The sequence below is a fragment of the Sorangium sp. So ce119 genome, assembly GCF_051524405.1.
Taxonomy (GTDB): Bacteria; Myxococcota_A; Polyangia; order Polyangiales; family Polyangiaceae; genus Sorangium; species Sorangium cellulosum_G.
Window position 1 is genome coordinate 11,445,331 of record NZ_CP150310.1, and the last position, 24,340, is coordinate 11,469,670.

Sequence of the window (24,340 nt, forward strand, 5' to 3'; positions counted from 1 at the left end):
AGCGGCGGCGCGCGGGCGGCGCGCGGGGCGCCTCGCGGCGCTCCGGTTCACTCCGTGTCCACGGGCACCGTCAGGCCGAGCCCGGCGAGCGCCGCGAGATAGGCGGCCTGATCCTGGGAGAAGTTGCCGAGCTTCACGACAGGGCGCATCGGGATGATGTGCAGCTCGACGAAGCCGCGGAGGTGGAGGTGCCGAGTGATGCGCCAGTCGGTGCCGCCGCGCCCGCCGAAGGTGACGATCCAGGGGGAATGGGGTCCGGACAGCTTCACGTCCGGCGGGACGGGCGTGCCGAGCGCGCCGATCTGGAGGACCTGGCACAGGAAGATCGTCTGCTCGTGCCGGCAGATCGAGGCGGCCCCGAGCCCGGCGGTGCTCCTCTCCCCGAGGTGCGGATCGTTGCTGCTCAGCGTCTTGAGCGCGCGCGACTCGAGCGAGAAGGAGCCGCCGAACCAGCGGAGCGCGATCGCGGACGAGAGCCCGAGGCCCGCCACGGGCATCAAGCCGAACGCCAGCAGGGAGGAGGCGCTGAACTCGCCGTACACCTCCGGCCACATGGCGCTCTGCGGGTCGTCGGCGGACGCCCGAGCCGGCAGGGCGAGGCCCAGCGCGACCATCAAGGCGATGCGAGCGGCGTTCGGCATCGCGCGTACCGTAGAGGCGCGGTCCAGCGCCACGAAGCCGGAGCGGGCGCGTTCGCGCAAAAACCGGCGCTGGCGTGGCATTGCGCTCAGGGGCGCGACTTTCCTCAGGTCGCAGTCTTTTTTTGCGTCTAGGGCGCCCTGCGGCGGGCGGCCTCACAGAGCGCCGAGCGGACGGGATCGCCGGGGAGCTCGGGCGGTAGCTTCTCCTCGCAGGCTACCTCGGGGCTCAGGGGGTCGAGCGCGGTGCCGGCCGAGAAGGCGCGGTCCGCGTCGGGGCCGCCGTGGAGCGAGCCGTGCAGCGACCACCACCGGCCGTGGCGGCTGTTCACGTCCTCGACCCGCTCGACGAGCGGCGCGGCGCTGGCGCGCTCGCCCGAGGCCAGCAAGGAGGCGGCGAGGAAGCAGCGCACCGCCGGCTCATGCGGGGCGAGCGCCTGCGCGCGCGCGTGCTGGACCGCGGCCGCGGCGTAGTGGCCGCGATCGTGGAGGAGCTGCCCGAGCCGCACCCGCTTGCCGACCTCCTGCCGGTGCGGCATGTCCCCGCCCGGCGCGAGATCGGGCGGCACGTCGGCCGGCACGGTGGCGAGGTAGGCGCGCCATCGCTTGTCCCAGGCCGCGAGATCCGCCCCGGAGATCTCCGCGATCGCCCGCTCGAGGTCCGCGTCGCTGCTCGCCGCCTTGAGCCGGACCAGGAGCTGCGGCAGCGCCGCGTCGCCCGCCTCCCTCGTCCAGTAGCGGATGAAGCTCGCCACCTCGGCGAACACGATCGCCGCCTCCTCCGCGCTCGGGAGCATCGCGATCGAGGGGCCGATCTTGTCGAGCGGGCGCCCGAGGCCCTTCTGGATGCCCAGCCAGGCGACGGCGTCCGGGGACGGCACGTCGTCCAGCGGGTCGGGCTCGCGCCAGCGGACCTCCTCGCGCTTGGCCACGCCCTCCTGCAGCCACAGCGGGGCGTTGTCGCGCGTGCCGCGCGAGAGCGCGAGGTGCGTGATCTCGTGCGCGAGCGTGTCCAGCCACGGATAGCCGTTCGGCGTCGCGCGCGGGGAGAGCATCGTCACCCGCCCCCACTTGGCGATGGCGACGGTCCCCGTCGTCCGCGCCGCGTCCTCGGGCAGGCCCGTCATCGCGGAGAGCGTGAACTGATCCCGGACGAGGTCGATGCGCAGCGGCCGCAGCAGCTCGACGCCGAGGTCCTTCGCGAGCACGTCGCGCGTCTTCGCTGCGACCTCGACGAGGAGCGGCACGAGCGCGCGATCGTCGTCGTCCTGGAGCCGCACCCAGACGCCGCGCGCCTCGTCGTTCACGACGACCGTGGCGGCGGTGGCGCGGGCGCAGCCGCGCGCGACGTCGCCGAGCGCCGCGCCCTCCGCCGTCGCCGCGAGGTCGGGGCGCGCGAGGATCGCCGAGGCGGCGTCGCAGTCGCCCTCGTAGATGGCGAGCCGGCCGCGCTCGAGCGCGAGCGAGGGGTCCGCCGGATCCGCGTCCTTCAGGATGTCCCGCGCCGCGGGGACGTCGATCTCCAGGATCGCCGCCCGCGCCCGCGTCGCGCGATCGAGATCGCCGATCGACAGGCGGCCGGACGCCGGCGTCGCCGCCGTCGCGAGCGCGGCCAGGATCACCGCCCTGAGCCCGCGCCTCGCGACCGCCGCCGCCATCCGCGGCGCCCTGGCCGGACCCGCTGCACCACCGATGCGCCTCATTTCAACAGCCCCTCCGCGTAACGCTTGACCGCCTCTCTCAACCGCGGCTCCGACGCGCCCCCGAGCCCCTCGAGCACGCGCCGGCGGAACTCCTCGGGGCCCTTGTGCTTGTCCTTGTCCGGGATGTCGGCCTTCCTCGCCATGTCCCTGTCCCCGTCCGGATCGCCGTCGCCCTCCTGGCCCTGATCTTCGCTGCGCGACATCTCGAGCAGCCGCTGCGCGTCGCGCTGCCGCTCGCCGCCTTGCTCGCCGTCGCCCTCGGACAGGGCGCGCTGCGCGTCGCGCATCGCCTGCTCGGCCTCGTCGAGGCGCTCGAGCACCTCCTCCGGCATGCGGCTGTCGCCGCGCTCGCCCCGCTTGCGGAGATCGCGCGCGCGATCGGCGAGCGAGCCCTCGCGCTGGCTGGACTTCCCGAGGCCCTCCCGCGCCCGCTCCGACGCGGCCTGCCGCAGCTTGCGCAGCGCCTCCTCGGCCCACGCCAGCTCCTCGGCGAGCGCCTGCTGCGCCTCGGCGGCCTCGCGACCGGCCCGCTCCTCGGGGAAGAAGCCGCCGCTCTGCGACCCGAGCCGCTTCGCCTCGCCGAGCGAGCGCATCGCGCCCTGGCCGCTCTGGACCGCGTCCTCGGGGCGGCCCTGCTCCAGCGCGCCGGCCATCGCCTCGGCCTGCTCCCTGCCCGCCGCCGCGGCCGACTCGGCCGACCCCGGCGCCGCGCCGGGCTGCGGCAGATCCCGCACCGCCTCGCGGATCGCCTCGGCGTGCCGCTTCGCCTCCTCGCGGAGCGCCTCCACGTCCTCGGGCCGCGACGCGCGCTCGAGCTCCTCGGCGACCGCGTTCATCTCGGCGGCGTGATCGCGCGCGAGCTCCTCGAGATCGCGCTCGCTCTGCGCGACGCTCTCGTCGGCGCTCGAGGCGTCCGCGGGCTCCGGCCCGCCGCGCGGCGCCCCGGACTCGACGCCGCCGCGGCCGCCGCCGCCGAACGAGGGCTCCGGCCGCCTGAGCCGCGCCGCGAGGTCGCGCGCCGCGAGCTCGGCGTGCATCCAGTCGCCCGCGCCGCGGGCGCGCGCGATCCTGCGCAGGTCGTTCGCGACGATCTCGCCGAGGTCGAGGCCGAGCTCGCCGAGCTTGCGCAGCTCGACCCCCCCGCCGCCCAGCACCGTGACCGCCGCCTCCAGGCGCACCTCGCCGTTGCCGCGATCGCCGTCGCCGAGCAGCTCCGCGGCCGCCGCGGCCTCGTCCGCGACGTCGGCGAGCCGCCGCGCGACGGCCTGGGCGTCGCGGTACCCGAGGCCGCGCAGGCCCGCGTCGAACGCGAGCAGCACGCCCTCGGTCTCGTCGAGCAGCTTCTGGTGCGCCGCGCGCGTGGTCGACCGCCGCTCGGCGGCGAGCGCCTCGTCGAGCCTGGCGAGCTGACCTCGGGCGAGCGACGCGATGCGCCCCCGCACCCGGATGCCGCCGTAATCGGCGTCGAGCGCCCGCTCGACCGCCGCCTTCGCGGTCGCCTGCGCCTCGGCCTCGTGCGCCGCGTGCGCCGCGGCGCCGCCCGCGTCCGGCGCCTTCTGGCCGATGCGGTCGGCGAGCAGGTCGGTCAGGGCGTCGCGCGCCTTCACGAGCGCGACGTAGCGCAGCGCCTCGGGCTCGCCCACCTGCGGCGGCACGACCAGGATCGCCTCGCTCCTGCCCCACTTCGGGCCCTCGATCGGGTCGTTGTCCCGCGCCTCGATCCGCACCTCGATGGGCACGTACGTCCTGCGGAAGAAGGGGTCGCGCGCCCTGAGCTCGTAGCCCCCGCGGTCGACCTTCGCGTCCCCCGCCGGCCGCGAGAGCACCCGCCGCTCCTCCCTGGCGCCGGCGCGCAGGACGAGATCGACCTCGCGCAGGCCGTGATCGTCGGTGACCTCGTAGCGGAGCGGGATGCTGGGCTCGTCGAGGAGCTTCACCGTGCGCGGGGCCCCCTCGAGCGTGACGCGCGGCGCGTCGTCCGGGATCGACACGACGCGCTGCGCGTCCGCCTGCCGGACGCGCACCTGCCCGAAGCGCGCGGCGGCCTGCAGGGTCGTCGAGTCGCCGAGCGTCCAGCGGGCGATCACGCCGCCCTTGCCGTCGTCGACGAACGGGACGTCGGCGGCGCCGTCGGTCAGCACGAGCGCGCGGCCCCCGCGGATCGGGCGCCCGCGCAGGGTGATCACGGTGCCGCGGGGCTGCATCGTCGTCGCGAACGGCAGGAGCACCTCGGGGTCCTCGTGCAGGTATTCGGGCGGCGTGGCCGTCACCTCGATGTCCTCGAGCCACGGCAGATCGAGCGGCGCCTCGCCGCCGCGGGCCGCCAGGACGTCGAGCCCCTCGACGACGCGCGGCGGCTCGATCGCGGCGGCCGCGAGCGCCGCCACGCCGAGCGCGAGGCCCGCGCTCGCCCACCGCGCCGCCGCCCGCCGCGCGCGCGCGGCGATGCGCGGGTGCGAGGCGCGGCCGAGCAGCCGCCTGAGGTGCAGGCCCGCGAGCTCCGGCGACCCGACGCGATCGTCGGCCGCGGCGCGATCCACGAGCGCGAGCGCCCTCAGGGTGGCGGCGCCGAGCGCCTCGTCCGTGCGGCCGATGATCTCGCGCACCGTGCGCCGGGCGTCGCCGCGGCGCCGCCGCGCGACGATCGCCCGCGCGACGATCGCCGCGAGCAGCAGCGCGAGGCCGGCCCCGGCGAGCGCGCGCGCGAGCGGAGTGCCGACGCGCGCGACGTGCGCCGCGCCGAACAGCCCCGCGAAGGCCGCCGCGGTGAGCGCGCGCCGCGCGGAGGGGCCCACCTCCGCATCCCAGATGGAGCGCAGCCGCGCGATGGACAGGGCGGGCGCCTCGTTATCCATGGAGGCAAGGGTAATCGGCGGAAGGAGGGGGTCCAGCGGATCGGTGGGATCCGCCGTGGTGCCGGGCGCCCCGGCGATCAGACGTCGAGCTCGCCGTCGGTCATGAACCAGCTGTTCGGGTCGAGCAGCACGCGCCGCAGCTCCTCCGGGAAGCTCGGGTCGAGGTGTACGACAAGCCACCGCGAGCCGACGCTCGGGGGGTGCGGGCGGGAGAAGAAGCCGAGCGCCCGGAGGCGCGCGTTGAAGGCGGGAGGGGTCACCAGGAGCATGCCCACGGAGACGTGCCCCTCGCGCCGCATCGCCTGGCAGAACTCGAGGAGCAGGGCGTCGAGCAGGGGGCCGTCGTCCTCGCAGAACATGTCGGTCAGCTCGACCTTGTTGTTCCGCACCGAGTAGACGGTGTAGCCGAGCAGCCGCCCGTCGTGCCTGTCGAGCATGCAGAAGAAGCGGTAGCGGGCGGCGCCGAGCTGCGCGTAACGCCAGTTCAGGAACTGGGCGCTCCGCTCGCCGACGATCGGCGAGGGCCTCGCGCGCGACCACAGCTCGTCGAAGCGGTGATCGGCGGCGTCCACGAGCTCGGTGCGCACCCGGCGCCCCTTCGCGAGCAGCACCGCGGTGTCCCTGACCGCCATCGAGGCGTCGATCGCGCGCCCCGCGGCCCGGACCAGGGCGTTGTCCGGCTTCACCGTCGCCCGCTGGACGAACCGCTCGGCGGCCGTCGACAGGGCCTGCGCGAGCGGGGCGGGCGGGGCGGCCGGCTCCGACGCCTCCCAGAGCGCGCGCCAGCGAGGGTGAGGGACCGCCGAGGCGGCCCGCTCGGCGACCCGCTGCACCACGGCGCCCACCGTGCTGCGCTGCTCGCCGGCCGACGAGGCCGCGAGCTCATGCAGCTTGTACGCGGCCATGAGCGGCCGGACCCAGATGATGGAGTCGGCGATCTTCTTGTAACCGGCGCGCTGGAAGATCGGGAATGAGGCCTTGTTGGGGAAGCCGTAGAGGAAGTCGACCCCGGCGTCGCGGCAGCCCTTCGCGAGCTCGCGCTGGATGGTCATCGCGGCGCCGGCGATGCGGTGCGCCCGGGTCACGCCGAAGTCGCCGAGGATGCCGGCCTTCAGCTTGCGCCCGCTGACATAGAGGTCGCGCGGGTAGAACGAGCCGCTGCCGATGATCTCGCGCTCGGGGCCGTGAAAACCCATCCAGGTCCGAGGGGGGCCGGCCGGGTTCTGCTCCTGGAACCAGCGCATCCGGCGCTCGACGAACTCCGGTGATACCTCGCCGTGGGCGAGGTTCTCTCTCCAGAGCTGCGCGAGGACGTCCCTGTGCTCCTCCGGCTGGATGCGGGCGGCGCTGTAGACCTTCTCCATGGTTTCCCGGTGCGCTCTCCTGGCGCGGCCGAGCGGGCGCGCCGGGGCCCGTCATGGCCGAAGGCGACGAGGGCGTCAATCGCGCCCGGCGCGCGCGTCTCCCGCGCTGCTCGGGACGTGAAGGCGCGCGCAGCGAGGCGGGCGCGGCGACGGCGCCATCGCCGAACGAGAGTACACTCGCGCGATGCTCCGCCGCGCCATCGCCGCCGTCGCCTGGCTCTCGCTGCTGCTCACCCTCTCGTGCAGCTCCTCCCTGCCGCCGTCCCCTCCTGGCACGCCGCAGCCGGCGGAGGCCGGCGGCGCGCCGCCGAGGCCGGGAGCGCGCGGCGACGAGCTCATGGTCGCGGAGGGCGACCCTGGTCCCGTGCCGGTGACCCGCGCCGATCCCGCGCGCGGCAGCCGGCTTGCGCCCGTGACGATCGTCGTGTTCTCCGACTTCGAGTGTCCCTTCTGCAAGCACCTGGGCGGCACGCTGAGGCAGCTCGAGCAGCGGTATGGCCCGGAGCAGCTCCGGATCGTGTGGAAGAACATGCCGCTCGCCTTCCACAGGCAGGCTCGGCCGACCGCGGAAGCGGGGATGGCGGTGTTCGCCCACGCCGGTCCCGGCGGCTTCTGGGCGTTTCACGACGCGATCTTCGCGGCCGACGAGCGGCTCTCGCCGGAGATCGAGGCCGCGGCGCTCCGGCGCGCCGGGGTGACCCCCGGGCAGATCCAGCAGCTCGTGCAGCAGAGCGGCGCGGCGCGGAAGGTCGAGGCGGACATGGCGCTCGCCGCGCGGCTCGGCGTGAACGGCACGCCCGCGTCGTTCATCAACGGCGTCCTCGTCGTCGGCGCGCAGCCGGCCGAGCAATTCACCGAGATCATCGACGCGCAGCTCGCGGCGGCGCGGGAGCTCCGCGCCGCGGGGACGCCGCCGGAGCAGGTGTACGCGGCGCTCGCGACGAAGAACTTCGCCGCCCCCGCCGAGGAGCCCGAGGACGCCGAGGAGGAGGACGTCAGCGCGGTCGTGCACCTCGTGCCGGTCGGCGACTCGCCCGTGCGCGGCAAGGACACGGCGCTGGTCACGATGGTGATGTTCAGCGACTACCAGTGTCCGTTCTGCAGGCGGGTCACGCCGACGATCGAGAAGCTCGCGGCGCAGTACGGCGACAAGCTGCGCGTCGTCTGGAAGGACAACCCGCTCCCGTTCCACCCGCGGGCCGAGCCCGCCGCAGAGCTCGCGCGCGAGGCCCGGGCCCAGAAGGGGGACGCCGCCTTCTGGCGGGCCAACGACCGTCTCCTCGCCGGCGAGGCCGCCCTCGACGACGCCTCTCTCGAGGCCGTCGCCGCGGAACTCCAGCTGAACGTGGCGGCGGCGAAGCGCGCCATCGCCTCGCGCAAGCACACGGCCAAGATCGAGGCCGACGTGGAGCTCGCGGACGATCTCGGCGCGAGCGGGACACCTCACTTCTTCATCAATGGACGCAGGCTCATCGGCGCGCAGCCGATCGAGAAGTTCCAGGCGATCATCGACGAGGAGATCGCGAAGGCAGAGGCGATGGTCGTGGCGGGGACGCCGCGCGCGGGCGTCTACGAGTCCATCCAGAAGCAGGCGGTCCCGCCGGAGCCCCCGCCCCGGGTGTCCGTGCCGCCGCCGTCCAAGGAGAACCCCGGCAAGGGCGCGGCCGCCGGCAAGGTGGTCATCCAGATGTTCTCCGACTTCCAGTGTCCCTATTGCGCGCGCGGCGGGGCCACGATGGACGAGCTCCTCAAGGCCTTCCCGGGCAAGGTCCGTGTGGTCTTTCGCCACCTGCCGCTGCCCTTCCACCCCGAGGCGCAGCTCGCCGCCGAGGCGGCCATGGAGGCGATGGCGCAGCAAGGGCCGGCCGGCTTCTGGAAGATGCACGACCGGCTCTTCAAGGACAACGCCGCCTCGAACCTCGACCGGGCGGCCCTGGAGCAGCACGCCGCGAGCCTCGGGCTCAACGCGGCGCGCTTCGCCAGAGCGCTCGACGAGCGCACGCACCGCGCCGCCGTCGAGGCCGACATGCAGGTCGCGAAGAGCGCCGGTATCACCGGGACTCCGGGCTTCGTGATCAACGGTTACCTGGTCAGCGGAGCTCAGCCGCTCGCCAAATTCAAGAAGGTCGTGCGCCGCGCCCTCGCCGAAGCGAAGTGAGCCGCGCGAGACCGGGGGAAATGCCGGGCGCTCGGGTCAGGCGCGCCAGCCGTGTTCCCCCGCGCGTCTCCACCGGTGTTGTCCGTCGACCTCGTGATACCCTGTCCCAATGCCCAAACCGCGCGGTCGGGGGACATCGGCCGAACCCAGGCGCACCGTCAAGGCATCGAGCGGGCGCGCGCGCGCGCCGTCTCACGTCAAGGCGGGCGAGCGCGGCGCCGCGGACGTGGGCGCGCCGGCGGCGCTGCGCGACCGGAAGGAGCGGCCGCCCGCCAGCTCGGGGGCTCGGCCCAGGAGGGCGAAGGCAGCGGCCGCGCTGGCGGAGCGCGCCGCGACGAAGCGAACCCCGGCGCCGGGCAAGCGCGCCGTAGCGGCGCGAGCGGCCGCGCCGAACGAGCGCGCTGTGACGGCGCGCCCGGCGGCGCAGGGGAAGCGCGCCGCGACGGAACGGCCGGCCGCGCCGAACAAGCGCGGCGCGACGGAACGGCCGGCGGCGCAGGGGAAGCGCGCCGCGACGGAACGGCCGGCCGCGCCGAACAAGCGCGGCGCGACGGAACGGCCGGCGCCGCCCGGCAAACGCGCCGCGACGGAACGGCCGGCCGCGCCGAGGATCCGCGCGGCCAGGGCGCGCGCCGACGAGCAGGCCCGCGCGGCGACGCCGAAGCGGCGAACGCGGCGCGCCAAGGCGAAGAGCGAGGCGGACGACGCGGAGCTCGGGCCGCCCCGGCCGCCGGAGCTCGACTGGGACGACACGCCGTCCGGCAGCGCCGAGGAGGCCCGCGCCCAGCGCTGGGCGGCGCGGGGCGAGGAGCTCTTCCAGCAGCTCGCCGACCACGGCGCCTCGCTGCACGAGTACCGCGCCGACCTCAAGGAGGGGCGCTTCGTGTGGCTCGCGCCGGGCGGCCGCGTGTCCGCCGAGGCGAGCGCGCGCCTCCTGTGCAGCTGGTCGCGCGCCACCTCGGTGCTGGTCATGGCGTGGGCCGATCCGCTCGTCAGCGGCGCGGGGATCGAGCGCGTCGACGGGATGCCGGCGGAGCAGGACAGCATCGACGAGGCGGGCGCCTGGCAGATCGCGATGGCGGCGGCCGACGCGTGCGGCGCGGCGTACCTCTACCGCGTGTCCTCCCCGCAGGCCTGGTACTTCCTCGCGCTCGACGACCTGACGTTCTCGCCGAAGCGCGCCTCGTTCCACCCCGGCGCGCCGGTCGGCCTCGTGCTGCGCGCCATCGGCGAGGTGCGCGAGGCGATCGGCTCCCGCGCCGAGCCCGCCGACGTCATCCGCGACAGGATCTCCGCGCTCAGCGACTCGCTGATCCACCAGGCCAGGTACGCCTACCGCGACACCGACTGGGTCGCGCGCCTCGAGCGCACCGGCGCGTGCCTGATGCACCTCGCGAAGCGCATCCCGCGCGCGAGCTACAGCGCCATCGCGGCCGGCCAGCGCATCGACGAGTGGCTGGAGCGCGAGCTCGCGGTCGAGCTGATCAACGCCCTCTCGCTCATCGAGGACGAGTGGAGCCTGTTCGGCTGACGCGCCGCCGCGCCGCGCCGCGCGGCTGAGCCCGCGCCGGCCGCCCTCGCGCCCCCCGCTGCCGCGTCCGCCGCGCACCGCCGCCGGCCGCGCGCTCTCGCTGCGCGCGCGGCACCGCTCTTGAAGGGCCGGAGAGGGCGGAGGTGAGGGGAGGCGGCGAATGGGTCGAGCCAAACTGTTCCAGGATCGCAGGGACGCCGGGCGCAGGCTCGCGCAGCTCCTTTCGGGGTATCGGAGCGAGGCGCCGATCGTGCTCGGCCTGCCGCGAGGCGGGGTCGAGGTGGCCTACGAGGTGGCGCGTGCGCTCGGCGCGCCGCTCGATGTGTGGATCGTGCGCAAGCTCGGCGCGCCCGGGCAGCCGGAGCTCGGCGTCGGCGCGATCGCCGAGGGCGGCGAGGTGTACATCGACCGGCACCTCGTCGCGCTGCTCGGGATCACCGAGGCGGAGCTCGCCGAGATCGCGGCGCAGGAGGCTGTCGAGGTGGAGCGCCGGGTGCGCCGGTTCCGGGGCGACAGGCCGATGCCCCCCGTCGAGGGGCGGACGGTGATCGTCGTGGACGACGGCATCGCGACGGGCGGCACGGTGCGGGCCGCGCTGCGCGACCTGCGCAAGCGCTCGCCGAGGCGGCTCGTCCTCGCGACGCCCGTGGCCGCGCCGTCGAGCCTGTCGTCGCTCTGTCGCGAGGTCGACGGCGTCGCCTGCATCGAGGAGGACGCGAGCCTCCAGGCGATCGGCGCCTACTACGAGGACTTCTCGCAGACGTCCGACGACGAGGTCGCCCTGCTGCTCGCCGAGGCGCGGCGCGAGCTGCCGCGTCCACCGGAAGGGGCGGAGCGCCCCCTCTGCGTCCAGGCGGGCACGGCGGCGCTGCCCGGCGACCTCGCGATCCCGGAGAGGGCGGTCGGCCTCGTGATCTTCGCCCACGGCAGCGGCAGCAGCCGCAGGAGCCCTCGCAACCGCTCCGTCGCGGAGGCGCTCTGGCGGTGGGGGCTGGCCACGCTGCTGTTCGACCTGCTCACCGAGGGCGAGGAGGCGGAGGATCGCCCGAGCGCTCGCCTCCGCTTCGACGTCGACCTCCTCGCCCGGCGGCTGGTCGGGGCGACGGACTGGGCGCTCGCGCGCCCCGAGCTCCGTCACCTGGGCGTCGGCTACTTCGGCGCCAGCACCGGCGCGGCGGCCGCGCTCGTGGCCGCCGCGGCGAGGCCCCGCGTCGTCGGCGCCGTCGTGTCGCGCGGCGGCAGGCCCGACCTCGCGGGCAGCGCGCTCTCCCGGGTGCGGGCGCCGACGCTGCTCATCGTGGGCAGCGCGGACACGGCGGTGCTCGAGCTGAACCACGAGGCCCTCGACCGCCTGGCCGGCCCGCGCCGCCTCGCCGTCGTGCCCTCGGCGACGCACCTGTTCGAGGAGCCGGGCGCGCTCGCGGCGGTCGCCCGGCTCGCCGGCGAGTGGTTCGCGCATCACCTGTCGCCGAGGGGGAGCGAGGCGCGGGTGTGACGCGCAGGCGAGCGCCGCGCAGGCGAGCGCGCCGCGCTACCTGGAGAGCCAGACCGCGTACGCGTGCGGCATGAACGGCGCGTCGTCCGGATCGAACGGGTGGCTCCGGATCATGCTCCCCGCGTTGACGCCCACGATGAGCAGCCCCGACAGGCCCTCGAGCCCCACCACGGTGCGCTGCGCGCGGCTGCTCCCGAAGATGCCGGCCACCTCGACGCGGCCGGCCTCGGCGCCCTGCCTGTCGACCTTCACGATCGCCCAGCGGAACAGCGCCGGCAGCTCCCAGTCGGCCACGAACGTGATCTCGGCCGTCTCGAGATCGGGCCCCCCGGCCGCGCTCTCCGCCGACAGATCGAGCCAGAGGTAGGTGGCGCCTGTCGGCTCGATCGGCCGCAGGGGCGCGACCCGCCGCGGGAGCGTCGCGTAGGGCAGCGACCACTCGAAGCGCACCCGGCCGAAGTCGCCGAAGCGCGCGGCGTCCGAGAGGTGGGCGCCGTCGCTGCGGCTGCCGAGGAACGCCCGCGCGACCGCGAACTCGAGGAGCAGGTCGTCGAGCTCCTTGCCGCGGGACCGGAGCGACGCCCGGAGCGCGTCGAAGACGTCGGGCTCGCCGCGGAAGCGCGCGGCGCCCGCGGGCGTGGACTGCGCCGCGATCGCGAGCAGCGACACCGCGACCTGCGCCGGCGTGCCGGTGCCGTAGGCGTCGTCGAGGTACCACGGAAAGAGCAGGGCGCCGTCGAGCGCGCCGAGCGCGGCGCCGGTGAGCGCCCGCTCGGGCGCGCGCTGGAAGGCGTCGACGGCGGCGAGCTCCTCGGCCGGGCAGGGCGCCGCGACGGCGGCGAGGTAGCTCGCCGTCATCGCGAGCGCGCCCTCCTCCGCCCCGGCGTCGAGGCGCGCGGCGACGGCGTGCCCGAGCGCGTAGGCCGCGTCCGAGGCGCTCGCGCACCCGCCTCGCCCGGGCGCCGCCGGCGCCGCGGCGACGGCGAACGCGCTCGCGGCGTCGAACCGATCCCCGAGCGCCCGCATGTCGTGCCCGACGCGGAGGGGCCCGCGGCGCGGGCCGCGCTCCAGGTAGAGGTCGTACGACGGGCCTCCGCCCCGCTGCCCGTCGGGGAGCGGCCGCGGCAGGCCGAGCGCGTCGTAGGCGCGCATCGCGGCCTCCAGGTGAGCGAGGCCGTCCAGGACGGCGGCCCCCGGGACGTCCGCGGGCGCGTGCACGCAGACGGGCAGCGTGAAGGAGCACGCGCGCTGCGGTACGTCGCGCTCTTCGGGCCGCTGCACCGGCGAGACCACGGAGCGACCGTCGGCCGGCGCGGCGGCGTCGTCGGCCGGCGCGCCCGCCTGCGCGCTGGCGGCCGGCCCCGGCGGACCGGGCGGCGGCCCATCCGGCGCGCGCGCTGCCGCCGCGTGAGGGCCGCCGAGGGCCGCCGCCAGCGCGAGCAACGCGAGCGCGCCCGGCGCCCTGCGCCGCGGCGCGGGCGTGCCCGGGGGTCCGGGCGCGCGCTCCGGTGGCCGGGGCGGGGCGTGCGTGGGGCATGGTCTCGTGGGGAGCGCTACAGCCATCTGGAGGGCCACGGGCGAGGTCTGCCCCGGCGGCGGGGCCCTAGCTCATCGCACGAGCGGCGGCTGCTGCCCATCCTCGCGATGCGCTCCGCGCCGGCGGCTCGCCGCGGCCGTCGCGCCGGGGCTGGTGGTCGCGCGGCGGGGCAGTCCAGCGGCCTTCAACCCCCTCATCGAGATGCGAAATGCGTTTCTCGGACGAGGAGCATGCGAAATGCGCTTCCTGGACGAGGAACATGCGAAATGCGTTTCCCGGAAGAGCGCCAATGCGAACTGGGATTCTCGGTAGAGCATCATGCAAAGAGATGCTCTGACGAGAATAGCAGGAGATGATCGGACGAGGATGGGTTGAGCTGCCAACGACCCGGGGACACCGGGAATATAAAAATCCTGACTCATCCGGTCTTCATGGCATCTCGTTCGTCGCTTGATCGCTTCGCTGTACCGGTGACAGCCGAGGATCGCGATGGATCCCTAAGGCATTTCCGGATGTCTCTGGCACATTCTTTGGATGTCTCGCCGCGGATTCGAGGGCTCTCGCTGGAATATTGAAGTCCGCTCTCTGCCGAGCTCGCTCATGCCTTGTGGTGAACGCGCGCCGAACTCGTTCGGGTCCAGGATCGCCCCCGGAATCTCCTGGATCTCGTGCCCAGAACAGCTCTCGGTTCAGGCGACATGTAGCACATCATTTGTCGGGTGAATTCGAGTGCTAGACGCTGTTTGTTTCGCGGGCATGACCTCTGCTAAAGCCCGTCGTTATGAATCGCATATCCAGACGTCGCTTCGCCGCCGGCCTGGGCGCCGGTCTCCTCGCCGCTCCGTTCCTCGGGAGGATCGGCCACCTTCGCGCCGACGGTGGGACTGCCCGAAATCTGGTCATCTTCTTCTCTCCCAACGGAACTCACCACCATCTCTGGCGCCCGCAGGGCTCTGGATCCAGCTTCTCTTTCCCTGCCGGCTCGATCCTCGAGCCGCTCGCGGCGCACAAATCCGATCTCATTATCTGCGACGGCATCGACTTCAAGGGGGTCGACAACCACGAGCCCGGCATGGTCAACATGCTCACGGGCGGCGGCAACGCCGGCAGCGCGAGCCGCGGCCAGAGCCTAGACTGGTACGTCGCCCAGGAGCTCGGCGTCCGGCCGGCCAACCTCGGTATCTACACGAGCCCGTGGGGGACGAACTCGCAGACCCGCATGTCGTACAGCGCGGCGGGGCAGTTCGCGCCCGTGATCGACGAGCCGCGGACGGCCTACAACCAGATCTTCGACGGCTTCACCGGGAGCGCTGAGCCGACCGGGAATGGGGCCGAGGAGGTCGATCCGAAGAAGAAGCGCCGGCAGAGCATCCTGCGCGTCACGAACAGCGAGATGCAGGCGCTGCGCGCCGGCGTGCCCGAGCGCGAGCAGGCCAAGCTCGACGCGCACATCGACGGGCTCAAGCAGATCGCGCCCGGCGCCAGCACGGGCGCGGGCCCCATCGCCGCGAGCTGCAACACGCCGCCCGCGCCCCCGCCCGCGTTCAACCCCACCGACGAGGACGCCGTCCCCGACATCGCCCTCGCGCAGATGGACCTCGTCGCCGCGGCGCTCGCGTGCGGGCGGACCCGGGTCGCGACCGTCCAGTTCTCTCACACCGTCTCGCCGCTGCACCTCCGGTGGCTCGGCCTGGCCGGCACGGACCATCACTCGCTCTCGCACGCGAGCACGGGCGAGGACGTCGACAAGTTCCGCATCGCGGAGCGATGGTTCGCCGAGCAGTTCGCCTACCTCCTCAAGAAGCTGAAGTCGACCGCCGGCTCCGGCGGCGGCACCCTGCTCGACGAGACGCTGGTCGTGTGGGCCAAGGAGCTCGGCGACGCGCCGCTGCACCGGTGCGAGTCGGTCCCGTTCGTCCTCGCCGGCGGGGGAGCGTTCACGCCCGGCCGCTACGTCAATTTCGGCGGCGCTCCCCACCAGCAGCTCCTGGTCTCGGTCTGCCAGGCCATGGGCCTCAGCAACAGCACCTTCGGCGACGCCTCGAAGGGCACTGGCCCGCTGGACGGGCTCGCGTGACGCGCGGAGATCCGCGTGTCCGTCCACCCACCTTACTTGGGATTACGAGGAACAAGCTTATGAACACGCAAACGACGGGACCCCTCGACAGGGCGGATGCGTCTGCCTCCCGGCCTCTGCCGCCGGGCGACGCCCCGCGGCGCACGCTGGCGCGGCGCCTCAGCTACGCGCTCATGCTCTCGTGCGTCGCGCTGGGCGCCGCGGGCGCCGGCTGCACCAACCTGTTCGGCGGGGCCGGCGACGACGACAGCGAGACGAACGGCGGAGACGACACGGGCTCCCTGGACTCGGGATGTGCCGACAACATCGAGTTCTTCAAGGCGAACCTCTGGGACCCGATCATGTCCTCGAAGTGCACCGTCTGCCACACCGACAGCGGGCTCGCGAAGGGCACCCGCATGGTGTTCGACACCTCGGGCACCGACGAGGCGCTCCAGGCCAATTTCGAGGCCGTGCGCAGCATGGCCGCGCTCGAGGTGAACGGCGAGTCCACGCTGCTGCTGCGCCCCTCCGGCCGGCACCCCGACGGCCACGCCGGCGGCGCGCTCATCCCGTTCCAGAGCGATGATTACGTGGTGTTCGAGAAGTTCGTCAACCGCGTCAACCTGGGCGTGGGCTGCGAGGAGCAGCCGACGGCCTGCGAGCCCAACATGGTGTCCGGGCGCCGCGTCCTGCGCCGCATGTCGCGCGTCGAGTTCGACAGGACCGTGGCCGATCTCCTCGGCCTCGACACGACGGGCTACATCCTCCCGACCGACGCGAACGTCGAGGGCTTCGACAACAACGCCGAGGCGCTCCTCTACGCCGGGACCGACGTCCAGCTCATGCGCGACGCCGCCGAGGACATCGCCGCCAGGGTGATCGAGGCGCCGGGGTCGCTCGTCCCCTGCGAGGTCGCGACCGGCGACGACGCGTGCGCGACCGAGTTCTTCGAGAGCTTCGGGCGCCGCGCCTTCCGCCGGCCGCTCACCCAGGACGACCGCGCGCGGTACCTGGAGCTCTACAGCAGCGTGAAGGCCGACGAGGGCTTCGCGGGGGGCGTCCAGGCGATGATCGCCGCCGCGCTCCAGTCTCCCTACTTCCTCTATCGCCCGGAGATCGGCGCCGTCGCGGCGGACGGCACATACCAGCTCCTGCCGCACGAGATCGCCTCCCAGCTCTCCTACATGATCTGGAGCTCGATGCCGGACGACGAGCTGCTCAGCAAGGCGGAGTCGGGCGAGCTCGCGACGCCGGCGGTCATCTCGGCCGAGGTCGACAGGATGATGCAGGACCCGCGGGCCGACGCCGGCGTCCTCAGGTTCTTCAGGACCTGGCTGCAGCTGAACGGCAAGCCGTCGAAGGACATGACCGCGTACCCGGAGTACACGGAGGCGGTCCGGCAGGCGATCGAGAAGGAGACGGCGGCCTTCGTGCGCCACCTCATCCGCGAGGGCTCGGGCTCGCTGAGCGAGATGTACACCGCGAACTACTCCTACGTGAACCAGGAGCTCGCGTCGTTCTATGGCCTCCAGGCGCCGGGCGGGGACGCGGACCAGGACGGCATGACGCAGGTCGACCTCACCGGCTCGAACCGCATGGGCATCCTCACGCTCGGCAGCGTCCTCAGCACCCACGCGCACGCCGCCGAGTCGTCGCCGGTGCACCGCGGCAAGTTCGTGCGCGAGCAGCTCCTCTGCCAGCCGCTGCCGCCGCCGCCCGCGGGCCTCGACGTCAAGCCGCCCCAGCCCGATCCCACGAAGTCGACGCGCGAGCGCTTCGCCGAGCACTCCAACAACGAGGCGTGCGGCAGCTGCCACTCGCTCATCGACGGGATCGGCTTCGGCTTCGAGCACTTCGACGGCGTCGGCCGCTACCGCGACAACGACGACGGGCACCCGGTCGACGCGAGCGGCAACATCGTGGGGGCGCCGAGCACGAGCGGCACGTTCGACGGCACCGGAGAGCTCGCCCAGATGCTCGCGCAGAGCCCCGACGCGCAGGCGTGCTTCACGCTCCAGTGGCTCCGCTTCGGCTTCGGCGCCATGGACCAGTCCGAGCTCTCCTGCATGGCGGAGCAGATCACCGGCCAGCTCGGGCCCGAGAACCTCACCGTCGCGGGTGTCATCAAGGCGATCGCGCAGTCGCCGCGCTTCACGAGGCGCCTCGCCGAGGCGGTGACGGACCCGGGCTCCTCGGAGGAGCCCGGCGGCGACTCGGGGTCTTCGGGCACCGACAACCCCCCGCTGCCCACGAACGCGGACTTCGATGTCGAGGAGAAGGTGGACTCGGTGTGGGACGGCGGCGGCTGCAAGTCGGTCACGGTCACCAACCTGGGCGATAGCAAGGCGGCGTGGGAGGTCACCCTCCAGGTCGACGGCACGCCCTCCGACGTGTGGAACGCCGTGGCCGAGGCGGGCAACGCGGGCGTGAAGTTCACCGGGGTGGAGTGGAACGCGCAGATCGAGAAGAACCAGTCTGCGAGCTTCGGTTTCTGCTGGCGGGAGTGAGCCGCTGCGGCGCATCGCGCGCATCGCCCACCCCCGCGGCCGCGCCGGTACAGCCGTGCCGGCGCGGCCGCGCGGGGGCGACGCGCCAGCGCGGCCGCGCGGGCGTGGCAGGCGATACGCCGCGCGCCAGTTTGCCTGCAATTCTGCTATCCTGCGCGCCCCCTCGCCCCGTCCCGGGCGGGGCGACAGCCCCAGGACGCCTCAATGACCCATCCGCTGCACGACATCCTCCTCCCCGACAGCCGACACGACTTCTTCCCCGTCGTCATCGAGATCCCGAAGGGATCGAAGTGCAAGTATGAGCTCGACAAGAAGACCGGGCTCCTGATGCTCGATCGCGTGCTCTACTCGTCCGTGCATTACCCGGCCAACTACGGCTTCATCCCCCAGACGCACGCAGGCGACGGCGACCCCCTCGACGTGCTCGTCCTGATGCAGGAGCCCGTGGTGCCGCTCACGATCGTGAGGGCGCGCGCGATCGGCGGCTTCTTCATGCGCGACGACAAGGGCGTCGACGACAAGATCATCGCCGTCGCCGTCGACGACCCCTCGGTGGCCCACTACCTCACGCACGAAGAGCTGCCCCCGCACGTGACCAAGGAGCTCATGCGGTTCTTCATCGACTACAAGACGCTGGAGAACAAGCTCGCCGAGGTGGATACGATGTACGACCGGAACCGCGCGCTGGAGGTCATCGAGGAGTCCGTCGCGAGCTACCGGTCGATCAGCGCCTGGTCCAAGGGCTGAGGGCGGCCGCTGGGGGGGCTGCCCACAAAAGCCTCGATGGATCGCGGATCAGGTGGATCGCGCTTCCTGGACTGTTTCGCGTCCACCACTCGTCGGTGGCCGAAAAAATCAAGAAAACGGCACTGAGCACCCGGGCAATCCCGGGGAAACACGCGGCATACCGCTTGCTTAGTCCCTGGCATGGACCGCGCTTCGACGCTCACGGAGACGGAGGCGCTCGCTCAGCAGCTCGCCTCGCGCCTCGAGGTGGAAGCGCGCTGTACGAGCCGAGGGTCCGACCTTGCTACGGCATCCAGGGCGAGCCGAGCTCGCCTGCATGGCGCACTGCATCGTGCGTCAGCTCGACGCGGTGCGTCCGAGCTTGACCGATGATGACCCATGACGATGCGGGCGAGGGCCCGGACGCGGACAGCGGCGCTGAGATGCGCTGAAAGACGCTGAGCGCCGCAGGCGAAAAGTTGATGAGTCGCAGTCGGGTGAGCGGATGGATTCGGTAGGGTAAGCAGAGCAGTCAGCGTGGGCAGAGTCGATATCTAGAGGCGACACAGCTTGATCGGGGCTTGACAACATGAGAGACATCAGCTTTTCTCAAGCAATGATGAGCACGCTTAATAGCTTAGTTTCGGCGAAGGCGTGTCGCCGCTACTCCGCAGTGGCACTTCTCCTCGCCGGCCCGCTCGGTTGCCTGGGCAACCTGGGCAACGCGGACGGCACGCCCTCCGACGAGGGCAGCAGCAGCGGCGACCCCAGCAACCCGGATGGCACGCCGCCCGGCGAGCAGCCGGAGCAGCCCCACGCCATCCCCGAGGTGTCGCAATGCGAGGCCGCGGACCTGAGCACCCCCGGCCCGCGCGTGGTGCGGCGCCTGACGGTGGACCAGTTCGAGGCGACCGTCCGCGATCTCTTCCGGGATTCGAGCGTCACCCTCCCGAGCATCTTCAACGATCCGCAGGTGCTCGGGTTCACGGCCGACGCGAACGCGCTCGTGATCCGCGACCTGACCGCCCAGCAGATCATGGACTGGGCCGAGCAGACCGCGGACTGGGCGGTGACGAACAAGCTCGACACCCTCACCTCGGCCACCTGTCGGACGAAGGACGCGGCATGCCGCGGCCAGTTCATCCGCGACTTCGGCCGCCGCGCGTTCCGCGAGACGCTCCCGGACGACCGCTTCGCGTCCTACGACGCCCTGTTCGACGCGGAGGGCTCGTTCGAGGACGGCGCCAAGGTGGTCGTGAGCGCCATGCTGCAGTCGCCGTACTTCCTGTACCGCCACGAGATCGGCCGAGACATCGGCGGCGGCATCTACGAGCTCACCCCGCACGAGGTCGCGAGCAACCTGTCGTACCTGCTGACGGGGACCATGCCGGACGAGGCGCTGCTGCAGGCCGCCGACGAGGCCGTCGCCCAGGGCATCTCGCTGACCAGCGACCAGATCGCCCAGCACGCGCTGCGCATCCTGGAGGACCCGGCGACCCGCCCGCTCGCCGAGGCGGAGATGATGCGGTTCATGCGCGGCTGGCTCCAGCTCAACCGTCTGGTCTCCACGGTGAAGGACAACACGGTCTTCAATCTCAGCGACGAGCTGCGCAGGGACATGATGGCCGAGACGCAGGCGCTCATCGTGGACACCGCGTTCACCCAGAACGGCACGTTCGCCAACCTCCTGCAGGCGGACTACACGTTCATCAACAGCAGCCTGGCCACGCACTACGGCATGGGCGGCGCCGGCGGCACCGAGCTGACGAGGGTGACGATCACCCCCGGGCAGCGCGATCGCGGCCTCCTGTCCCACGGCAGCTTCCTGACCGGGCACGGCGGCGCGAAGCTGTCCTCGCCCACCCAGCGCGGCAAGATGGTCCGCACCCGTCTCCTCTGCCAGCCGCTCCTGCCCCCGCCGCCCGGCGTCGATCCGAACATCAAACCCCTGGAGGGCCCGGCGACCACGCGCATGATGCTCCAGCAGCACGTCTCGGACGAGGCCTGCGGCGGCTGCCACCAGTTCATGGACCCGATCGGCTTCGGCTTCGAGAACTACGACACATTCGGTCGGTGGCGTAACGATGAGTCCGGGCTCCCCATCGACGCGACCGGCACGGTCTTCGCGCCGCCCGAGGGGGAGAACTTCAGCTTCAACGGCGTGACCGAGCTGGCCGACTACCTCGCTGCGAACGAGGACGTCAAGGAGTGCATGGTCCGTCACTGGTCGTACTACGCGTTCGGCGACACCTGGGACCAGGACGGCTGCACGTACGAGAAGGTCCAGCAGGAAGCGGCGGCTGACGACTTCCGCATCAAGAGCGTGTGGCTCGCGCTGACGCGCGCGCCGCACTTCACCCGTAGAGTTCAAGGCCCGTGACCCCCACGGCTGCAACCCACCAGAAGAGCGGTAGCGAGTGAAAGGATCGGTCATGCGCAGCCACAGTCGTAGGAATTTTCTCAAGGGTGTCGGTGCCAGCCTGGGGGCGAGCCTGCTGTTCTCCCCCTTCTATGATTCGATCGCCAACGCTGCTCCCGGGAAGAAGCCGAAGCGGCTCCTGGTGTTCTTCACCATGGGCACGGCGCCCGAGATCTGGAAGCCCACGAGCGTCTCCGGTGAGACCCCCACGTTCAGCGAGGCGACCTCGCCGCTCGCGGACGTGAAGGAGCACATCGTGATGCTGGACGGCCTCCCCAGCGCGAGCCCCGGCAACAACCACGGATCGGCGGACGGCCTCACCGGGATGGGCTACTCGGCCAGCGGCCCCTACGGGCTGATCTCGGTCGATCAGTTCATCGTGGAGAAGCTGAAGGGCTCGGGCGCGCTGTCGACGCCCATTCCCTCGCTCCTGCTCGGCGCGGACACCGGCGGCGGCAAGACGGGGTTCTACAAGGGGAGCAATCTGGCGCCCATCGCCTCCCCCATGTCGGCTTACACCACCGTGTTCACGGGGGCGGCGCCGACCAACCCGACCTCCAACACCTCCGCCGAGGACCAGCTCCGCCGCCGCAAGAGCGTGCTCGACCACCTCACGCGCGAGATCACGACGCTCAAGGGGGACCTGGGCGCGGAGCAGAAGGTCAAGCTGGATCTGCACCTCGAGTCGATCCGCCAGATCGAGCAGCGGCTCTCGGGCTCGATGAACGGGGGCGGCTCCGGCGGCGCCTGCACCGCCCCGACGTCGCCCTCCGGCGACATGTCCAACGCCATGAAGGCCAACCAGCTCCACCTGGACATCATCGTCGGCGCCTTCGCGTGCGACATCACCCGGGTGGCGTCGATCCAGTGGGGCTCCGATCAGGCGATGAACGTGAACCTGCCGGACATCGGCCTCGCCGACGAGGAGCACAACGGCCTGATCCACGGCTACGACCCCGGGCACGTGAAGCTGATCAAGCTCGAGAAGTGGCTGCACGAGCAGTTCGTCGGCGTCATCAAGAAGCTGAAGTCGATCCCCGAGGCGGACGGCTCCGGCACGCTCCTCGACAACACGCTGGTCGCCTGGTGCCGCGACATGGGCGACGCGCCGGCCCACACCCAGAACGAGATGAAGTTCGTCCTGGCGAGCGGCACGGGCGGCTACCTGAAGACGGCCCCGGGCGGCCGGTTCATCACGAGCAAGGAGCGGCACGAGCGCGTGCTGCTCAGCCTGTGCGACGCGATGGGCGTCACGGACTACGCCGGCTTCGGCGATCCGGGCCTCGGCGCCAAGTCGCCGCTCCCGGGCCTCGCCGCGACCTGAGCCAGCGAGGCTCTCGCCGCGACAGGCGCGCCCCCACGCGCCTGTCGCGGTGAGCTCCGCCGGCGCGCGCTACCGTCGACGCCCGTGGTCCGTCGGCGGATCGACGAGCGCTCTGGCCCGTCGACGCGGGCCGCACGAAGTTCAAGCACGACGCGTCCTGAAGCCGGCCGAAGCGACAGAGTTCGCCGTCGAGAGCGCGTGATCCGCGCCGACGCCGCGACGCGTCGCGCGCATGGAGATCGGGGACCGCGAGCTCCACGGGCGCGGTCTGCAGAAGATCGGTGAGCGACGGAAAGGGTCAGTCATGCGCAGCCATCGTCGTAGAGAGTTTCTCAAGGGCCTGACGGCCAGCGTCGGTGCCGGCTTCCTGCTCGCGCCCTTCCTCGACTCGATCGCCGAAGCGGCGCCCGGGCGGAAGCCCAAGCGGCTCCTCCTGTTCTGCACGATGGGGACCGCGACCCAGATATGGAAGCCGACGAGCGTCTCCGGCGAGACGCCCACGTTCAGCGAGTCCACGTCGCCGCTCGCCGACGTGAAGCAGCACGTCGTGCTCGTGGACGGACTCCCCAGCGGGAACCCCGGCAACAACCACGGCGCCCCGGACGGCCTCACCGGGCTCGGCTTCGGCGGGGGCCCCGCCGGGCTGATCTCCGTCGATCAGTTCATCGCGGACAAGCTGGTCGCCGCCGGGGTGAAGACGCCGATCGCCTCGCTCCTGCTCGGCGCGGAGAGCACGGTGAGCGGCGGGAGGTCGCCGTACTATCGCGCGGACAACCTGCCGACCATCGCGTCCCCCACGTCCGCGTACTCCACCCTGTTCGGCTCGGCGGTCCCGGCGAACACCTCGTCGGACGACCTGCTGCGCCGCCGCAAGAGCGTCCTCGATCACCTCAAGAACGAGATCAAGACGCTGGAGGGAGGTCTCGGCTCCGAGCAGAGGTACAAGCTCGATCTGCACCTCGAGTCGATCCGGCAGATCGAGACGCGGCTGTCGAACGCGTCGTCCGGCGAAGGTGGCGGCTGCGCGCCGCCCACGAAGGCCGCCACCGATCCGACCAACCCGCTGCAGGCCAACCTCGCGCACATGGATCTCATCGTCGGCGCGTTCGCGTGCGACATCACGCGGGTCGCCGCGATCCAGTGGGGCTCGGATCAGGCCATGAACGTCGAGCTCCCGGATATCGGGCTCCGGGGCGAGGAGCACGGCTCCATGATCCACACCGGCGCCCCTGCGCACCTCGACCTGATCAAGCTGGAGAAGTGGCTGGCGCAGCGGTTCGTCGACCTCATCACGAAGCTGAAGGCGATCCCCGAGGCCGACGGCTCGGGGACGCTGTTCGACAACACGCTCATCGCGTGGTGCCGCGACATGGGCGACTCGCCGAACCACAACATGAACGAGATGAAGTTCGTCCTGGCGAGCGGCGATGGCGGCTACCTGAAGACGAGTCCCGGCGGCCGGTACGTGCGCAGCTCCGACCGGCACGAGCGCGTGCTGCTCAGCCTGTGCGACGCGATGGGCGTCACCGACTTCGCCGGCTTCGGTGATCCGAACCTGCCGTCCAAGTCGCCGCTCCCGGGCCTGGCGGCGAGCTGATCGGATTCGCTCTCTCCAACCTCACCTCCAGAGCTCCGCGCCGACGTCCCAGCGGTCCGCCAGCGCCGCCGATGCCCCGCGGCCACCGCGCCCCGCCGCCGGCGCGATGGCCCATGTCGTGCTCGGCGCGCGCTGACATCGTGTTCGCCGCGGGCGTACGCGCGTCCGCTCGCGGCGGGTGAGTGCGCAAGAACGACCCCCTCACGGACCCGGCCGTGAGCACGGGGCGCTCGGCGAGCGCCGGGGCTGAGGGCGCTCCGGCGACCCGATGCCTGGACGCAGCAGCCGCGCGCGCTCGGCAGCGGCCTCGAGACCTCAGCGAGTTTCGCTGTGTCGCGACGGCTGCGCGGGTCCAGCGCGCGTCCGCACCACGTGGCGGGATTCTGCCTCATTTCCTGGCTGGCACGCGGGGCGCTTACCGCTCCGC

Annotated in this window: 14 protein-coding genes; 9 read left to right on the forward strand and 5 right to left on the reverse strand. The window is 72.7% G+C overall.

The window, feature by feature from the left end; translation table 11 throughout:
* Window positions 1–47 precede the first annotated feature (47 nt).
* The 4 genes from WME76_RS43230 to WME76_RS43245 all read right to left on the reverse strand — a co-directional run bounded on the left by WME76_RS43230 (window position 48) and on the right by WME76_RS43245 (window position 6,560).
* Window positions 48–641: a hypothetical protein gene (locus tag WME76_RS43230; RefSeq protein WP_437957986.1), complete on the reverse strand. Its 594-nt coding sequence runs from the start codon at window positions 639–641 to the stop codon at window positions 48–50.
* A gap of 128 nt (window positions 642–769) precedes the next feature.
* Window positions 770–2,341, reverse strand: coding sequence for a hypothetical protein (locus tag WME76_RS43235; RefSeq protein ID WP_437957987.1), 1,572 nt, complete (start codon window positions 2,339–2,341; stop codon window positions 770–772).
* Window positions 2,338–5,196: a DUF4175 family protein gene (locus WME76_RS43240; protein WP_437957988.1), complete on the reverse strand. Its 2,859-nt coding sequence runs from the start codon at window positions 5,194–5,196 to the stop codon at window positions 2,338–2,340. The genes WME76_RS43235 and WME76_RS43240 overlap by 4 nt, the downstream gene beginning before the upstream one ends.
* Before the next feature lie 77 nt (window positions 5,197–5,273).
* Window positions 5,274–6,560: a GNAT family N-acetyltransferase gene (locus WME76_RS43245; RefSeq protein ID WP_437957989.1), complete on the reverse strand. Its 1,287-nt coding sequence runs from the start codon at window positions 6,558–6,560 to the stop codon at window positions 5,274–5,276.
* A 184-nt stretch (window positions 6,561–6,744) separates the two neighbouring features.
* Here WME76_RS43245 and WME76_RS43250 point away from each other — a divergent pair, with 184 nt between their 5' ends.
* From WME76_RS43250 to WME76_RS43260, 3 genes are all read left to right on the forward strand, one after another.
* On the forward strand, window positions 6,745–8,718 hold the full coding sequence (locus WME76_RS43250) for a DsbA family protein (RefSeq protein WP_437957990.1): 1,974 nt from the start codon (window positions 6,745–6,747) through the stop codon (window positions 8,716–8,718).
* Between the two features lie 109 nt (window positions 8,719–8,827).
* Window positions 8,828–10,249: a DUF6882 domain-containing protein gene (locus WME76_RS43255; RefSeq protein ID WP_437957991.1), complete on the forward strand. Its 1,422-nt coding sequence runs from the start codon at window positions 8,828–8,830 to the stop codon at window positions 10,247–10,249.
* A 160-nt stretch (window positions 10,250–10,409) separates the two neighbouring features.
* Window positions 10,410–11,744, forward strand: a complete 1,335-nt coding sequence (locus WME76_RS43260) for a phosphoribosyltransferase family protein (RefSeq protein ID WP_437957992.1) — start codon at window positions 10,410–10,412, stop codon at window positions 11,742–11,744.
* 36 nt (window positions 11,745–11,780) lie between these two features.
* Here WME76_RS43260 and WME76_RS43265 read toward each other — a convergent pair whose 3' ends face one another.
* Window positions 11,781–13,307, reverse strand: a complete 1,527-nt coding sequence (locus WME76_RS43265; RefSeq protein WP_437957993.1) for a hypothetical protein — start codon at window positions 13,305–13,307, stop codon at window positions 11,781–11,783.
* A 755-nt stretch (window positions 13,308–14,062) separates the two neighbouring features.
* Between WME76_RS43265 and WME76_RS43270 the strand changes: the two genes are divergently transcribed.
* The 6 genes from WME76_RS43270 (at window position 14,063) to WME76_RS43295 (ending at window position 23,913) form a co-directional block, all read left to right on the forward strand.
* A complete protein-coding gene (locus WME76_RS43270; RefSeq protein ID WP_437957994.1) occupies window positions 14,063–15,358 on the forward strand; it encodes a DUF1552 domain-containing protein in 1,296 nt (431 codons plus the stop codon).
* Between the two features lie 59 nt (window positions 15,359–15,417).
* A complete protein-coding gene (locus WME76_RS43275) occupies window positions 15,418–17,847 on the forward strand; it encodes a DUF1592 domain-containing protein (RefSeq protein WP_437957995.1) in 2,430 nt (809 codons plus the stop codon).
* A gap of 204 nt (window positions 17,848–18,051) precedes the next feature.
* Window positions 18,052–18,594, forward strand: coding sequence for an inorganic diphosphatase (locus WME76_RS43280; RefSeq protein WP_012241655.1), 543 nt, complete (start codon window positions 18,052–18,054; stop codon window positions 18,592–18,594).
* 595 nt (window positions 18,595–19,189) lie between these two features.
* Window positions 19,190–20,953 (forward strand): DUF1592 domain-containing protein, encoded by a 1,764-nt coding sequence (locus tag WME76_RS43285; RefSeq protein ID WP_437957996.1) that lies wholly within the window; start codon window positions 19,190–19,192, stop codon window positions 20,951–20,953.
* 52 nt (window positions 20,954–21,005) lie between these two features.
* On the forward strand, window positions 21,006–22,316 hold the full coding sequence (locus WME76_RS43290; RefSeq protein WP_437957997.1) for a DUF1552 domain-containing protein: 1,311 nt from the start codon (window positions 21,006–21,008) through the stop codon (window positions 22,314–22,316).
* Window positions 22,317–22,620: 304 nt separating this feature from the next.
* A complete protein-coding gene (locus tag WME76_RS43295) occupies window positions 22,621–23,913 on the forward strand; it encodes a DUF1552 domain-containing protein (protein ID WP_437957998.1) in 1,293 nt (430 codons plus the stop codon).
* Window positions 23,914–24,340 lie beyond the last annotated feature (427 nt).